This window comes from Paenibacillus sp. D2_2 (genome assembly GCF_031199965.1).
GTDB lineage: Bacteria > Bacillota > Bacilli > Paenibacillales > Paenibacillaceae > Fontibacillus.
This window is the reverse complement of record NZ_CP133605.1, coordinates 4,786,819-4,803,308: the sequence shown is the minus strand read 5'-3', so window position 1 is coordinate 4,803,308 and position 16,490 is coordinate 4,786,819. Positions and strand designations below refer to the sequence as shown.

Annotated in this window: 11 protein-coding genes, 2 pseudogenes and 1 riboswitch; of the genes and pseudogenes, 10 read left to right on the top strand and 3 right to left on the bottom strand. The window is 47.9% G+C overall.

Features of this window, described 5'->3' with window-relative positions; genetic code table 11:
* From RE628_RS24655 to trxB, 3 genes and pseudogenes are all read left to right on the top strand, one after another.
* On the top strand, positions 1-765 hold the full coding sequence (locus tag RE628_RS24655; RefSeq protein WP_309155806.1) for an ABC transporter ATP-binding protein: 765 nt from the start codon (positions 1-3) through the stop codon (positions 763-765).
* Between the two features lie 334 nt (positions 766-1,099).
* Positions 1,100-3,036, top strand: a pseudogene (locus RE628_RS24650) (heavy metal translocating P-type ATPase).
* A gap of 196 nt (positions 3,037-3,232) precedes the next feature.
* Complete coding sequence (gene trxB, locus RE628_RS24645) at positions 3,233-4,183, top strand: thioredoxin-disulfide reductase (protein WP_309155805.1); 951 nt, start codon at positions 3,233-3,235, stop codon at positions 4,181-4,183.
* A 266-nt stretch (positions 4,184-4,449) separates the two neighbouring features.
* On the opposite strand, the gene RE628_RS24640 is transcribed toward trxB, so the two are convergent.
* Entirely contained in the window at positions 4,450-4,647 is a 198-nt protein-coding gene (locus tag RE628_RS24640; RefSeq protein ID WP_309155803.1) for a hypothetical protein, read from the bottom strand.
* Positions 4,648-4,930: 283 nt separating this feature from the next.
* On the opposite strand from RE628_RS24640, the gene RE628_RS24635 reads away from it, so the two are divergent.
* Both RE628_RS24635 and RE628_RS24630 read left to right on the top strand, forming a co-directional pair.
* On the top strand, positions 4,931-5,587 hold the full coding sequence (locus RE628_RS24635) for a transglutaminase domain-containing protein (RefSeq protein WP_309155802.1): 657 nt from the start codon (positions 4,931-4,933) through the stop codon (positions 5,585-5,587).
* A 5-nt stretch (positions 5,588-5,592) separates the two neighbouring features.
* A complete protein-coding gene (locus RE628_RS24630) occupies positions 5,593-6,051 on the top strand; it encodes a hypothetical protein (protein WP_309155801.1) in 459 nt (152 codons plus the stop codon).
* 3 nt (positions 6,052-6,054) lie between these two features.
* On the opposite strand, the gene RE628_RS24625 is transcribed toward RE628_RS24630, so the two are convergent.
* Both RE628_RS24625 and RE628_RS24620 read right to left on the bottom strand, forming a co-directional pair.
* Positions 6,055-7,527, bottom strand: a complete 1,473-nt coding sequence (locus tag RE628_RS24625) for an amino acid permease (protein WP_309155799.1) — start codon at positions 7,525-7,527, stop codon at positions 6,055-6,057.
* A 189-nt stretch (positions 7,528-7,716) separates the two neighbouring features.
* A riboswitch (Lysine riboswitch) is annotated at positions 7,717-7,915 on the bottom strand.
* A gap of 281 nt (positions 7,916-8,196) precedes the next feature.
* On the bottom strand, positions 8,197-9,330 hold the full coding sequence (locus RE628_RS24620) for a virulence factor (protein ID WP_309155798.1): 1,134 nt from the start codon (positions 9,328-9,330) through the stop codon (positions 8,197-8,199).
* A 327-nt stretch (positions 9,331-9,657) separates the two neighbouring features.
* Between RE628_RS24620 and RE628_RS24615 the strand changes: the two genes are divergently transcribed.
* The 5 genes and pseudogenes from RE628_RS24615 to RE628_RS24595 all read left to right on the top strand — a co-directional run bounded on the left by RE628_RS24615 (position 9,658) and on the right by RE628_RS24595 (position 16,489).
* Positions 9,658-10,761 (top strand): BMP family lipoprotein, encoded by a 1,104-nt coding sequence (locus RE628_RS24615; RefSeq protein WP_309155796.1) that lies wholly within the window; start codon positions 9,658-9,660, stop codon positions 10,759-10,761.
* Positions 10,762-11,200: 439 nt separating this feature from the next.
* The gene (locus tag RE628_RS24610) at positions 11,201-12,733 is read left to right on the top strand and encodes an ABC transporter ATP-binding protein (protein WP_309155794.1); all 1,533 of its coding nucleotides are present in this window, start codon (positions 11,201-11,203) and stop codon (positions 12,731-12,733) included.
* On the top strand, positions 12,726-13,802 hold the full coding sequence (locus tag RE628_RS24605) for an ABC transporter permease (RefSeq protein WP_309155793.1): 1,077 nt from the start codon (positions 12,726-12,728) through the stop codon (positions 13,800-13,802). Before RE628_RS24610 ends, RE628_RS24605 begins: the two co-directional genes overlap by 8 nt.
* Positions 13,786-14,739 carry an ABC transporter permease gene (locus RE628_RS24600; RefSeq protein ID WP_309155792.1) on the top strand — a complete coding sequence of 318 codons (954 nt, stop codon included), beginning with the start codon at positions 13,786-13,788 and terminating at the stop codon, positions 14,737-14,739. Before RE628_RS24605 ends, RE628_RS24600 begins: the two co-directional genes overlap by 17 nt.
* Before the next feature lie 407 nt (positions 14,740-15,146).
* Positions 15,147-16,489, top strand: a pseudogene (locus RE628_RS24595) (cytochrome ubiquinol oxidase subunit I).
* Position 16,490: the final 1 nt, after the last annotated feature.

Below are 16,490 nucleotides of genomic sequence, written 5' to 3'. Positions count from 1 at the left end.
ATGCTGGAGCTTGTGCAGGTCAGCAAGCAATTTGGCCTTGGAGGGCGAGCCAAGACAGCGGTACAGGAGGTCTCACTGACATTGCAAAGGGATGAGATTTTTGCCCTGGTGGGAGAGAGTGGATCTGGCAAATCCACGCTGGCGGAAATTATGATTGGTCTGCAGCAGCCAACTAGTGGTTCGGTAGCTTGGCATGAGGAATCTGGTCTTGAATCGGGACAGAAGCGGAGAAGACTCAAGGGGATGATGCCCCCTGGGAAAGTGCAGATGATCTTTCAGAATCCCGATCGCTCATTGAATCCCTATTGGAAGGTGAAAGATATCGTCAGCGAGCCGCTCATACTTCACCAGGTCTCCCGAGCAGAGGCAGGGAAGATAGCCGCTGATCTATTGGAACGGGTTAAGCTTCCGTCATCTCTGATGGAGAGAAACCCTTCCGAATGCTCCGGCGGACAGAAACAACGGATCGCGATCGCAAGGGCTTTAACGATGGCGCCAAGTTTGCTTATTGCAGATGAGATTACATCTGCGCTCGATCCTTCTACCGAAGATGAGATTCTTAATCTGCTGCGGTCTTTAAAAAAAGAACATCATATGACGATCCTGTATATTACCCATCGGCTGGAGACCATAAGGGGCTTCGCGGATCGAATGGCCGTGATGCAGGCAGGAGCCATTGTTGAGGAGGGGGCAGTTGAGCAGGTTCTCAGCGCCCCGCGATGTTCCTATACCAGAGCTTTGATTGAAGCATGTTTTTATGTATAACGAACGGAAATCCGGTCCATGAGAGGACCGGATTTTTTGGTTCACCCAGCTTCCTGGTCATTCTTCTTAAGATAGGGTATAGGTTCAATTCATTTAGTTTATTACTTTGGCATAAATCACTTGGGAAATATTGAAATATCGTATTTACAAATATTTGAGAATGATTTAAAATTAAAGCAAAGTTTCACTAAGGAAAAATATTTGTATAACTGCAAAAATGATTATCATTCTCAATTACATGCTGCTCCGGGATCTTCCCGGAGCAGCATGTGCCATTTTAAGGGTATTAACAATAATATTCATTCTCAATTAGCTCACAAAGGAGGAGTTATTTATGCAAGCAATCCAAAAAACAAAGTCTATTGTAAGTTTGATTAATCAGCCTGCTCCGCAGCAAAAGCCGCGTATGAATTTCGTAAGTTTGCTTAAACACAAGGAAATGAGTTTTGCCCTTGGCAGTGGGGTGTTAACGCTAGCCGCTTGGGGAATTGGAAACTGGTCGCATATGCTGTCGATCATCGTATATATTGCCGCATATGCCATTGGAGGCTTCGCTAAAGCACGTGAAGGTATTGAGACGCTCATTAAAGAACGTGACCTTGACGTGAATCTGCTGATGATTGCGGCTGCACTTGGCGCCGCTTCTATCGGTTATTGGAATGAGGGAGCGATGCTTATATTCATCTTTGCGCTTAGCGGCGCGCTGGAGTCGTTTGCGAGCGAGCGAAGTATGAAGGATATTTCCTCGTTGATTGCCTTAAAACCGGAAACAGCGCTTAAGGTCAATGGAGATAGCATCGCTAAGGTAGGGGTAAAAGAGCTTGTCATTGGGGATTTGGTGCTTGTTAAGCCGGGAGAGGTTATTCCAGCCGATGGTTTGGTACAAAGCGGCGGCTCCGCGGTGAACCAGTCGACGATTACCGGCGAGTCGATCCCGGTTGATAAAGGTATAGGCGATGAAGTATATGCCGGTACGTTAAATGGCCAAGGAGCATTATATATCGAAGTAACAAGTCCAGCCGAAGGTACTATTTTTTCGAAGATTATTAAAATGGTGGAACAAGCGCAGAATGAAACTCCTGTGTCCCAGCGTTTTATTAAAAAACTTGAGGGTGGTTATGCCAAGTCTGTCGTAGGTATTACGGTGTTACTGATTTTGTTCGCCCCGTTTGTACTTGGCTGGTCCTGGTCCTACACTTTTTATAAAGCGATGGTATTCCTTGTTGTTGCGTCGCCGTGTGCGATTGTTGCTTCGGTTATGCCTGGCCACGCTATCAGCTATGTCCAAGAGCGCCAGAAAAGGTGTACTGTTCAAGGGTGCTGCCCACATGGATCTGTTAAGCGAAGCGAAGGTAGTCGCTTTTGACAAGACGGGGACGTTAACTTCCGGTTCGCCAGGTCGTGACGGAACTGGTCGTGCTGGAAGGCTATGATCGTCTTACGGTTCTAGGAGCATGTGCGGCGGCAGAAAGCTTGTCCCAGCATCCGCTTGCCCGCGCTATCGTTCGTAAAGCAATGGATGAAGGTCTAACATTAAGAGCGGCTGACGAGCTTCAAGATTTGCCTGGGTGGGGGATTGAGGCTATGATCGATGGTCGGAAATGGCGGATCGGTAAAGCTCACGAAAATGATCCTGGTCTTCCGTCTGAATTGATTGACCGGCTGCAGGAATTAATGGAGAAGGGGAATTCAGTCTCATTAATTCAATGTGACGACGAATATGTTGGGCTGATTGCACTTCGTGACAACATTCGCCCGCAGGCGAAGGATACTATCCGCCGTCTGCGTGAGCTGGGCATTGCAACGGCGATGCTGACCGGGGATCGCAGCCGTACAGCACAAGCGATCGCCAATGAAGCGGGAGTCGATTTTGTATTTGGAGATTTGCTACCTGAGGATAAAGTATCGCATGTATCGGAGCTCAAGAATAAATACGGTCATGTTGTGATGGTCGGTGACGGTGTTAATGATGCTCCGGCACTGGCAGCAGCTACTGTTGGGGTAGCGATGGGAGGAGGAGGCAGTGGTGCGGCGCTGGAAATCGCCGATATCGTGCTGATGAACGATAATCTTGAGCGCATTGCTGATACATTCTCATTAGCTCGCCGAACCAAACGAATTGTCAGACAAAATCTTATCTTCGCGGCATGTGTCATTACCACTCTTGTAGTTAGCAATTTTGTGCAAGGCATTGCCCTACCGCTGGGTGTTGTTGGTCATGAGGGAAGTACTATATTGGTTATTCTGAACGGATTGCGGCTGCTGCGTTAAATGAGGAGGGAAGGAGAGGATAGAAGCTATTCATCATTCCTTCATTTAAACTTCACCGAACCTTGATGCTACGAACATTGACTTTCCCTAACCTTTAATAAGATAATGATGAATATATAGTAGTGAGAGTTAATAAGTTGACTTTTAGTAGGTTAGATGGAGTCGTGTGTATCTCGTAATCAAGGAGGAATTATTTATGTATAAGACTATTATTATCGGTACAGGTCCTGCGGGGCTGACTGCAGCTATTTATTTGGCCAGAGCGAATATGAAGCCATTGGTAATAGAAGGCCCTCAACCAGGCGGCCAATTGACAACGACGACAGATGTAGAGAACTTTCCAGGATTTCCGGAAGGAATAATGGGACCGGTATTGATGGAAAATATGCGTAAGCAAGCGGAACGCTTCGGCGCAGAATTCCGCACCGGTTGGGTGAATAGCGTTGATACGAGCCGCCGTCCATTCAAGCTTGATGTCGATGGATTGGGTGAATTGGAGGCTGAGACGTTAGTGCTATCGACAGGTGCATCGGCGAAATATCTTGGTATTCCAGGCGAGCAGGATAATGTTGGCCGTGGCGTCAGCACCTGCGCTACCTGCGACGGATTCTTCTTCCGCAATAGGGAGATCATTGTCATCGGAGGCGGAGACTCCGCGCTTGAAGAAGCTGGCTTCCTTACCCGCTTTGCTTCCAAAGTGACAGTCGTTCATCGCCGTGATGAACTGCGCGCCTCGAAGATTATGCAAGATCGTGTTCGCTTAAATGAGAAGGTAGAGTGGGCGCTGAATCGTACTCCGCTTGAAGTGCTTACGAATGACATGGGTGTAACGGGACTGAAGGTCCGCAACAATACAACTGGTGAAGAAGAAGTTATCAGTGCAACTGGTGTATTCGTAGCGATTGGACATACGCCGAATACTAGCTTCTTGGGCGGTCAAATCGACACCGATGAGAATGGATATATCATCGTCAAACCAGGCACCTCCGAGACGAATATCCCAGGCGTGTTCGCGTGTGGTGACGTACAAGATACGCGCTATCGTCAAGCGATTACCGCAGCTGGTAGCGGCTGTATGGCGGCGCTTGATTGCGAGAAGTATATCGAAGCTCTGGAGCATGAACAGAAGGAACTTGCTGCGAAGTAATAGATATGAGCAGGTAAATGGCAATAGGAGAGGACGGATCATTATTGATCCGTCCTCTTTTAGCTAATTAATAGAATTCAAATGCTTCGCTATTTCCTTGAGATACGAGATTTAGTCGATAGAAGCTGACCATAACTGGAATATCAATTGTTCTTTCGCGCAAATTCTGCTATTTTTTGAGCAAGAATTCCCTTTTATTACGTATATAGATTGAAATAAAAGAAGATGCTGTTCAGTAAGTTGAACTAACATCCTCCATATGAGTATCAATTAAGTAATAACATGATGAGCTGAAATACTAAGTAGACAACAACTCCGCCGCCGAGCAGACTGAATCCAACCTTCTTCTTGCCCTGAAATAGACGCAAAATCCCTAGACTGACAAGGGGAGCAATGAAAAGCAGAAAGAGCATGACGGTGACGAACATTTCGACGGATATATCCGAAAGGTCCACGATGGTCATAGTTAGAGTGTCTCTCCATTCTAATGCACGCATAATTGCAGTGACATATATCACATAGGCTAATTTTTTTTATTATATCAAAACTTCAGGTAGATTAGGTATAATATTCCGTAAAATTCATGTCATATTATTGAAATTATTGCTAGAATGATCAATTCTTCTATTCGTTATTGCTCGACAAAACTAGAAAACCTTTGCAGTAAGGGCTATGTTACAATGGGCTTACATAAGGGTTGGCCAACACTTGTGTCATTAACTTTTTGTGAAGGAGGCTTTTAGAGGCATGAGACGAAGCATGGTTAGACGCTGGCTGGTAGCAGGACTGTTAGGTGCAGCGATGCTAGGTGTAATACCGCCCCATTGGGGAGTTCCGCATGTACACGCAGCTTCAGATTCGGTCTATATTACATCGTCTACGGACTTGCAGTTGAAGCTTGCCGAAGGATTAGGAGCAAGAGAAGCCTCTATCACCTTAAAGTATAAAGGGCCGACCAATGAACTTGAGCAATTGCTCAAGAATGCGGTAAATGCGGCGCTAGACAGCGACCCATACACTAAATATATTGTAGATCGGTACACATATTCCTGGAAAGGAACGTCCGGCTACGCGAAAATAAATCTGCAGGTAAGCTACCGGGAGACGGCGGAGCAATCGGCTTATGTAAAGCAGCGTGTGCAGGAGATTCTGCGGGAGATCCTGAAGCCCGGAATGAATGACCACCAGAAGGTAAAGGCCATTCATGATTATGTCGTGCTGCACCTTAAATATGATCGTGACTTGCAGAAATATACAGCTTATGAAGGCCTTCGCACAGGGAAGGCGGTATGTCAGGGATATTCACTGCTTACCTATCAACTATTAAAAGATGCGGGATTCAATAATCAGATCGTAGAAGGCACTGCCGGGGACAACTGCATGCATGGAATCTTGTTCGTCTAGATAACTTGTGGTACCACCTGGATACAACCTGGGATGATCCATCGCCAGATAATCCGGAACGAGTTAGATACAACTATTATTTGCTCACCGATGAACAGATGAGACAAGATCACCAGTGGACCAAGCCATATCCTACGGCTTCGACGCTATATAGGAACAGCTTGCACGTTCTAGCCATGCAAAGCGGAGATAAGAAGAACGTATACCGTACTCTTGAGGAGCAATTCGGCTATAACTTGTATTACCCAAATGCGGCGGTTACCGATGCAACTGCTATGCAAAAAAAAGTGAAGCAAAGCCTCAAAGCCGGGAAAACGACCGTTACGGTGCGTTATGACGGCTCTGAGAGACAGTTGCTTCAGGATCTGGTCAGTTTATATGATTTGTCGATCAATAATATCAGTTATTTGGCTTCCCCGCTTTACGGGACCAATGATCTCCAGGTGGAGATTCATTGGGAGTAGCTCTTACTGCTTACCGCGAGTAGGAGAGGAGAGATCACATTCCTTGAGTGGGATAAGCTTGATGTGATGCTTCCATTTATAGCTCAGCCAGACGATCAGGAAGACAGGGATCGTAATATAAGCGGCGATTATCCCTTGCCAATCGAATCCGTGCTCCGTGATTAGGGACATGCTCTGTCCGAGAATAACAACCAGACACAGAATGAAGGCAAAGACCGGGCCGAATGGGAACCATTTTGCTCTATACGGCAGTTCATTCAGATCATGACCTTGAGCGATGAAGGCACGGCGGAACCGATAATGGCTTATGGCGATGCCAAGCCAAGTGATGAATCCGCACATTCCGGATGCGTTCAGCAGCCAGGTGTAGACGACACCATCGCCGAAGAGCGAAGCTAGGAAAGCGATCATGCCGACCGCTGTTGTCAGCAAGAGAGCATTCATCGGTATGCCGTGGCGGTTCAGCTTGCCTAGGAATTGAGGAGCTTTGCCACGCTTGGCCAGGGAATAGAGGACCCGCGAAGAGGCGTACATTCCCGAGTTGCCGGCAGATAGCACCGAAGTTAAGATTACCGCATTCATCGCAGAAGCGGCGAAGGCCAGACCTGCCCGTTCGAAGACTAGAGTGAATGGACTGACGCCGATACTGTCGATCCCACTCTTGAGCAGGTTCGGACTTGTGTATGGAATCAAGAGTCCGATCACAAGGATTGCAAAAATATAGAACAGCAGGATACGCCAGAATACTTGACGAATCGCCCGTGGGACATGCTCTCGCGGGTTATGACTCTCTCCAGCGGCGACCCCAATCATCTCGGTGCCTTGGAAGGAGAAGCCTGCGGCCATAAATACGCCAAGGAAGGTAAAGAACCCGCCGTGGAATGGCGCATCCCCGATCGTGAAGTTCTTGAAGCCGACAGCTTCGCCACCTAGTATGCCAAAGATCATGGCGACACCTACGATTAGGAACACGATGACGACGACGATCTTAATGATGGCGAACCAATATTCCGACTCCCCGTAGCCTTTAACAGACAATACGTTCAGCCCGAAGATCAGGGCTAGGAATAGGAAGCTCCAGAGAAAAGAGGAGCTGTCTGGGAACCAATATTTCATGATAAGTGTGGCTGCGGACAACTCGGCCGCGATGGTAATCGCCCAGTTGTACCAGAAGTTCCAGCCCATTGCGAAACCGAGCGACGGGTCAACAAAGCGGGAGGCATAGGTCTCGAAAGACCCGGAGTCCGGTATATAAGTAGCCAGTTCTCCAAGGCTCGTCATGAGAAAATAGACCATGATGCCGACTGCTGCATAGGCCAGCAGTGCCCCGCCGGGACCAGCGGAGGCAATTGCGCCGCCGCTGGCGAGGAATAGGCCCGTTCCGATTGAGCCGCCAAGGGCGATCATTGTCATATGTCTGGCTTTGAGTCCCGGTTTTAGAGACGATGAGTTCGTCTCGTGATGTTGATTACTCATTGAACAGCACTCCTTAAGATGAATGTTCCATAAAACGGTGTTTTACATTCGGGTTCAAAGAAACTTCTTCTTTATGAACCCACTCTCAGAGGCCGCAGCTATTGAAAAAATAGAAAAGGACCACGGAAGAATATCCGCGGTCCTGTTATGGACATGTAATACATACACGTAATTTCCGCACCATTCCTTCATGAAGATAGCTCAACACAATTTCTCACATGGTATAAGAAATTGTGACAGTTCTGTCTCTTTCGACGACAGCCCCAGCGGCTCAATCGGATTGAAGCTGATTGAACGCTTCGGCAACAGTGCCTTTCTTCCAGATTCATAGGCGGCTTCATACGCCTCCTCCGGTATACTCTTCACAGTTGCGACCTCTACCTCACCTGTAATGATGAGGTTAAAATATTTAATTTAGATGATGTTCAAAAAGTCCACTTTTGATCACGAAGTGAAACATGAAGTTATTCGACATTGAATCTTGAATTCAGCCGAGCCTTCCGGTGCTCACATACAAACTACGTATGCTCCGCTCCTCAGTCCCTAGCTTTATCCAACCTTCTCGGTGCTGAAAACTGGATTTTTGAACTTGGATTATAAGTTGCCTTATAACATTAGCAAGTATATCGTATGCCATCCGGCAGGGCAACCACTAAAAATTAACTATCTTTAGCGCTCGCGCTTCGCCATTTGCTGCCAGACGGTGCCGGCAGCCTGCTCTCCAGATTCGATTCGTTCCACGGCCATTCTGGCCTGGAGGCCGACCTCAAATTCAGGATCGCCCGCTGCGGCGCGCAATGCTTCAAGCGCATCGTCGGTGCCAGCTTCGTACAGGAAGCGTGCCGCCCGCCAGCGGACAAGCTTGCTCTTGTCCTGCAGCGCTTCGAGCATCGGCCCTGTCGCAGCAGGATCGCCAATGTCGGATAGTGTGTCGCCTGCTGTACGTCGAACGGCAGCGGAAGAATCGCGCAGCGCCTCGTAGAGCAGCTCCATCGCTTCCGGCGTACGGATGTCGCCAAGGTAGACGACCGCTAGTCGGCGAATCTGCATTTGCTTGTCACGCAGTGCTTCTGCAACCAACGTCATCGCCTCCGGCCCAGGCTGTTGCAGTGCTTCAAGTCCGGAATATCGCACATGCCAATCACTATCTTGCATTTGCTTCTCTACCTCAGCCAAGCTGAGCACGCGACGGTGCTCGACGAATTCTACCTCTTTTTGGCCGTGGGCGATCGCCTGACTCACGATTTCTTGCAATCGTTCAGCCGGATAAGCCGCTTCAAGCTCTTGCTCTACTTCGCGGGCGATCTCAGCCAGTTCGCCATAGCGTACACCATAGTCGACCAACTTGCGCTCCTTGATCAATGTGGCACTGGCAACCTCGGTTACGGCTGCAACGAAGCGGTCGGATAGGCCAATACGCTCCTCCATATTGCCAGATTTAACACGGATCTGCATCGGTATACCGCGGAAGAACTGTACGAATACCTGCGCCTCGCCGAAGCTGTGAGCTTCGCCGTCCTCAGGATTCCAAGCGGATTCCACATGATCTAAGCCGAATTGCTCCTGTACCGCTGCTAGAATCGCAGCCCAGTCTGCGCTGCCCTTGCGATCCAATGCTACGAAATCCGCCGTATGAAAGACGCTCTTCACACCGGGAATGCTCAGCATTTGTCTGATCCAGGTTGGGGCGGAGCGTTCATTGTCTAACGTGTATGTTCTACGAATGCCCGGCTCTAATGTCTCGTCCAGATGAAGCTTCATCGAGTTAGGGCTAGGAGTCGGTTCGATAAATACAATTTTCATAATTTGTACACATCTCCCTTCAGAGGTAATTCAAAATCTGACTTTTTGAATTCTCACGATTTATTAATTATTTTACCTTAAGCAACCGCTAATCCCAAGCCTTCTAAATGGATTGGTAATATAAATATTGTGAGCATTCGTTCATTGGTTTTTTTACATAATTTCTATTGATAACAATTCATAACAACTTGATTGATTTACCGCGGTATTGATGCAGTTTGATAGAACGGCCCAAATATATGTTGAAAACGGGTTACTTTATTAATATATTGTAAATAGAGTACGAATCTATGATTCGTGCATACATTCACAGGAGGGTTATCCTTAATGAAAAAAGGGGTCATTACTTTAGTCAGTTTGGCATTATCTATTACTATGCTGGCGGGATGCGGAAGTAAATCAACATCTAACGGCGCAGGCGGGGACACGCCTAAAGCGAACTTCAAGGTCGGTATGGTTACAGACTCAGGTACAATCGATGATAAGTCGTTTAACCAAGGTACTTATGAAGGCATCGTGAAGGCCAACAAGGACTTTAAGATGGATTATAAATACCTGAAGCCAGCAGGCACGACGGAAGCCGATTATACCAAAGAAGTAGGTAACCTGTATGATGCTGGTTACAAGTTCATCGTAACACCTGGTTTCAAGTTTGAGACTTCCATTTTTAAAGCGCAAGATAAGTATAAAGATGCTAAATTCGTCATTATTGACGGAACGCCAAATGACGGATCGCCGAACGCAGAGCCAGTTGTAAAAGAAAACACTGTTTCCATTTTCTTCGCGGAGCATGAAGCCGGATTCCTGGCTGGTGTAGCTGCGGCTCTACACGTGAAGGACGGTCAAGCAGGCTTTATCGGCGGCATGGAAATTCCTCCGGTACAGAAGTTCAACTGGGGATTCCAGCAAGGTGTGAAGTATGCAAATGAGAACCTTGGGACGAATCTTGTGATTAACAAAGATAACGTAGTATATCAAGGTTCCTTTGATAACGCTGCGGCAGGAAGCCAACTTGCTGCACAGATGTACGACCGCGGCGTAAACGTAATTTTCGCAGCTGCAGGTGGCGTAGGTGTAGGTGCAATTAATGAAACGAAGACCCGCGTTCAAAACGGTTCCGACGTATGGATCGTTGGTGTTGACTCTGACCAATACCAAGACGGTGTATATGACGGAGACAAGTCGGTTATTTTGACTTCTGCTGTTAAGAAGGTTGACCAAGCTGCTTACGATATGATCAAGGCGGAAATTGAAGGTAAGTTCCCAGGTGGTCAAACTCTTACATTGGATGCTAAGAGCGATGGTGTAGGTCTTCCTGAGAAGAACCCGAATCTGAGCGATGACATCATCAAAAAAGTAGATGAAGTATTTGGCAAAATCAAGTCCGGAGAAATTACTGTAGCCGGAGAGCAAGGCGACTTGATCAAGTAATTGATCTCACGGATCACATAGATTTAACATATTTGGCGTAATCGTGGAAGTAGCGATATTGGCATTTACTTAAAAAGACGGAGCTAGCTCCGTCTTTTTAAGGTAGTAGAAGGAATCTGGCTGCATGAGTTTAACATCCTGATATCGTAAGCATATTGACTACATGTCGTGTTTCTCGTGCGTCGATTGCTGTTTTCTGGTGAACCTCTGAAACACTCATATATAAGTGCGTGTTCAAAAAGTACGGTTTTTAGCATCGAGAAGGTTGGATGAAGCTAGGGACTGAGGAGCGGAGCGTACGTAGTTGGTACGTGAGCACCGGAAGGCCCGGCTGAATTCAAGATTCGATGTCGAATAGCTTCCTGATTCACTTCGTGATCAATAGCGGACTTTTTGAACAACCTCTATTACTATATTAAGAAGGAGAGATCCCAAAACCATGGACTATGTTGTCGAGATGGTGGGCATCCGCAAGGAATTTCCGGGCATCGTGGCCAACGATGATATTACGATCAGGCTGAAAAAGGGTGAGATTCATGCCTTGCTTGGTGAAAACGGGGCAGGAAAATCGACACTAATGAGCATCCTGTTCGGTATGTATCAGCCTGAGCGTGGAACGATCAAGGTGAACGGCCAGGAAGTTCGAATTTCGAATCCAAATGTGGCGAATAAGCTTGGCATAGGAATGGTGCATCAGCATTTTAAGCTGGTTGAGCCTTTTACCGTTACCGAGAATATCATTCTGGGTAGTGAGACGCGAAAATTCGGTTTTGGTCTGGATGTAAGGACCGCTGCCAAGCGGGTAGAGGAACTGTCTAAGAAATACGGCCTTAACGTGGATCCTTATGCTAAAATCGAGGATATTTCGGTAGGAATGCAACAGAGGGTTGAGATTCTAAAGATGTTGTACCGCGACGCAGAAGTGCTTATCTTCGATGAGCCAACTGCCGTGTTAACTCCGCAGGAGATCAGCGATCTTCAAGATATTATGAGAAACTTGGTGAACGAAGGTAAGTCCATTATTCTAATTACTCATAAGTTGAAAGAGATCAAAGCGGTGGCAGATCGCTGCACCGTCATCCGCCGCGGCAAAACGATTGGAACCGTGGATGTGGTCGATACCAGTCGTGAAGAGATGGCCGAAATGATGGTAGGGCGCAGTGTCTCCTTCAAGGTGGACAAGCAGGAAAGCGTTCCAGGTAGGGCCGTGCTTGAGATTCAGTCGTTAACGGTCAAGAACAGCAAAAAAATCGATGCGGTTAAATCCTTTAGTCTGAATGTCCATGCCGGTGAGATATTAGGTATCGCTGGGGTGGATGGAAACGGGCAATCCGAGCTTATAGAAGCCATTACGGGTCTCCGCCCAACAGAGGGCGGAACGATTAACTTGGATGGAAAGGTCTTGAACAACCTGTCTATACGCCAGCGTAATGACAGCGGGATCGGCCACATTCCCGAGGACCGTCAGAAACGGGGACTTGTGCTTGACTACACGATCGAAGAGAATCTGATTCTCGAGGTTTACAACCGGCAGCCGTATTCTAAGAAAGGTCTGCTCCAGCCTGCGGCGATCAGCAAGCATGCTGAGCATATCATACAGAGCTTTGATGTACGGTCGGGAACCGGTGGACGTTCCATTGTCCGCTCGATGTCTGGTGGTAACCAGCAGAAGGCGATTATCGGTCGTGAAGTGGAGCGTGACCCTGATCTTCTGATCGCGGTTCAGCCAACTCGGGGACTCGATGTGGGTTCGATTGAATATATTCACAAGCGTCTGATCGAACAACGGGATAAGGGCAAGGCTGTTCTGCTCGTGTCGCTTGAATTGGATGAAATAATGAATTTGTCAGACCGCATCGCGGTGGTGAACAATGGCGAGTTGGTAGGGATCGTCAAAGCCTCTGAGACGAATGAAAGAGAGCTTGGATTGATGATGGCCGGGTATCAGAAGGAGGAAGCATCGCATGAATAACAGCGTAAAATCGTTGCTAGCCGTTCTGTTCGGACTCATCGCAGGGGCATTGCTTATGTTGTTGACAGGACATAATCCGATAGAAGGATATATGTATCTGATCCAGGGCGGACTCAAGAATCCGGAAAGGATCGGCAATACGCTTGCTACAGCAACTCCGCTCATTCTGACGGGACTGTCGGTTGCGTTTGCGTTTCGTACGGGCTTATTTAATATCGGGGCAGCCGGGCAAATGCTCTTCGGAGGCTTCTGTGCGACGGCCGTAGGTCTCTCGCTGGACTTGCCAAGCGTGATTCTCATCCCTCTAATGGTGCTTATCGGATTTGTTGGTGGTGCTCTATGGGCAGTCATCCCGGGCTTTTTGAAGGCCAGGTTTAACGTGCATGAGGTCGTGTCAACAATCATGATGAACTGGATTGCCTATTGGACAGTGTATTATATCATTCCTGCTTATTTCAAAGGGACAAGCCTGGAGACTGAGTCTCGTCAGCTGCCTTCAGGGGCCATGCTGCATCAGCAGTGGCTGAGCGATATGTTTCAGGGCTCCTACATCAATTTGGGCTTCTTTATCGCGGTTATCGCCGTGTTGGTCGTTGCCTTCCTGATTAACAAGACGACGCTCGGTTATGAGCTGAAGGCGGTCGGTTTCAACCGTCATGCGGCAGAATATGCAGGCATTGCCGTAAAACGTAGTATTGTTCTGTCTATGTTCATTTCCGGTGGTATTGCTGGTTTGGCGGGCGTGGCCCAATATACGGGGAATGCGTCCAGCATGGAGATCGGTATTTTGCCAAGCCAGGGCTTTGATGGTATCGCCGTCTCGCTGCTCGGTGCAAATGCGCCGTTAGGTGTATTCTTGTCAGCTTTGTTCTTCGGCTTGTTATATTCTGGCAGAGGGTTCATGAACGCCATGACCGAAATCCCGCCGGAGATCGCCGATTCTATTATCGCTATCATCATTTATTTTGCGGCGACAAGTATTCTGATTGAGCGTCTCATCCGTAAGCTAATTGTGCGTCGTACGGCAAATAAAAAGCAGGGGGTTAAAGACCATGTGGACAACGCTTGAACAGATTTTTCCGTATGCTATCGTGTTCACTATCCCGCTTTTGATTACCGCCTTAGGAGCATTGTTTAGTGAACGAAGCGGGGTCGTGAATATCGGTCTCGACGGGTTAATGATTTTCGGTTCCTTTATCGGTGCCTTTGTGGTATCAAAACTTCAGGAACATTATTTAGGCTCGTGGTGGGTCCTGTGGGTGGGATTACTGGCTGCGGCGGTTGCAAGCGCCCTGTTCTCTCTGCTGCACGCATTCGCAAGTATCAATCTAAGTGCCAACCAGATCATTAGTGGTACAGCGATCAATATGATTGCTGGCGCAATAACCATCTTCTTGGCGCGCAACATTACCGGTAGCGGAAATATTCGGATCACACAAGGCTTCAGGCCATTTGATTTCCCTTTGCTATCCAAGATTCCGATTATCGGGGACTTGTTTTTCACAAAAATGTACGCGACGACATTGTTGGTCATAGCAATTCTCTTGTTCAGTGCATTTTTGTTGTATAGAACGCCATTTGGCTTGCGTCTCCGCTCTTGTGGCGAGCATCCACATGCAGCTGAAGCAGCCGGTATCCGCGTAAGAAAAGTACGTTATATCGGGGTCATGATTTCCGGGGCATTCTCCGGTCTGGGTGGCGCGATTATTCTGTTGACTTACTCCGGAGAATTTACGGGGAATGTAGCAGGACTCGGTTTCCTTGCCTTGGCTTCGCTCATCTTTGGTCAGTGGAAGCCACTTGGCATCTTACTGGCAACGTTCTTCTTCGGCTTTGCGAGTACCGTTGCTAACGTATCGCAAGTTATTCCGTCGCTGGCGGTATTCCCGCCGGTTATTCTGAAGATTTTCCCTTACGTGGTGACGCTGATCGCCTTGATTATCTTCTCGAAGTCGTCCAACGCGCCAAAAGCTGCGGGTGAACCATTTGATTCCGGGAAACGGTAATTGATCCTCACGAATAAATAGTATGATAATAAAAATCCCCTTTACGTTGTTCTACCCTTGAAGGTAGAACCCGTATGGGGGATTTTTTTGCATTCTACCAGCGTTTCACCAAAGAGGAGCAAAGATATCAGGAATAAAAAGGAAAGGTGAGCGACACAATAAGCATGTGGAAATTTAAGGAGGCGGGGGCATGGGCTCTAATAGACAGGAAAAAATGCTGGCCTTGGTAAGTTTCGCGATCGCTATCATTATGCTGTATGCCTTTATCAAGAGCTTAGTTAGATTCTTGAACTATTAGAGGTTGTTCAAAAGGTAAGGAGTTCATCACAAGGCTGCATTTAAGAGATGGACTACGGTCCCTTGAAGTGCACATTAGATACTATGCTAACTTAGAGAGGAAGATCGTCATGTCTTATGATCCGGTCACGCTCAGTCGTATTCTTACCGGACTTACCCTGTTCGTGCATATCGTGTTTGCTTCACTTGGCGTTGGTATACCCTTAATGATCGCGCTGGCGGAGTGGAGGGGGATTCAGACCAGGGATCCTCATTATTCCCTGCTGGCCCGAAGGTGGGCACGCGGCTTCGTGATCTCCGTTGCGGTCGGAGTCGTTACCGGGACATCCATAGGGCTTCAACTTAGCTTACTCTGGCCTACCTTTATGCGCGTGGCCGGACATGCTATCGCTTTGCCGCTCTTTATGGAGACGTTCGCCTTCTTCATTGAAGCGATCTTCCTCGGAATTTATTTGTATACCTGGGACCGCTTCAAGCGTCCGATGCTGCATTTACTTTTATTAGTTCCTGTGGCGATCGGCTCATCCACCTCTGCCTTTTTTATTACGACCTTGAATGCCTTTATGAACACGCCACAGGGCTTCACACTCAAGAACGGCGTATTTACCGATGTGCATCCGCTCATCGCCATGTTCAATCCGGCGACACCGACCAAGGTATCTCACGTACTCGCGTCCTCCTATACAGTGAGTGCCTGTCTACTAGCTGGGATCGCCGCGTACAGTTTGCTGATCGGACGTAAGGAAGTCTATTTCAAGAAGGCATTGAAGCTAACCGTGACGTCCGCTTTTATATTCGCCTTGTCCACAGCGATCATCGGAGATTTCTCGGCAAGTTCCTAGCCAAGTATCAGCCGGAGAAGTTGGCCGCAGCGGAGTGGCATTTTGAGACGAGACGAGAGGCGCCATTAGTCTTTGGCGGCATACTGGATAAGAACAATAATATCAGGTACGGGCTTGAGATTCCTTATGCACTCAGTATTCTAGCCGGAAATAAGCCGGATACGAAAGTGATCGGGCTGAATGAATTCCCGGAGGATGAACGGCCACCTCTATTCATTCACTATATGTTCGATTTGAAGGTGGCGATCGGTATGCTGCTCGTTCTGATTCCGTTCCTTTACCTTATCAGACGTCTACTGCCGGGGAACCGACAGGGCGGCTACCCGAAATGGCTATTGCTCGGGATTTTGTTATTGGGACCGCTGGCAGTCGTAGCAATCGAATTAGGTTGGCTGTTTGCTGAGTTCGGCCGTCAGCCATGGATCGTACGCGGGTATATGAAGGTGGCTGAAGGGGCGACTACTTCCAATAACGTAGGCTCTATGCTCTTGATGTTTGCGGTGCTATATATCGTGCTGTGTGGCTCATGCGTCATTGTATTAGCCAGATTGTTCCGTAGCAAAGACATTGTTGAAGAAATGCGCGAGCTCGGCGTGAAGGAGGGACGGTAAC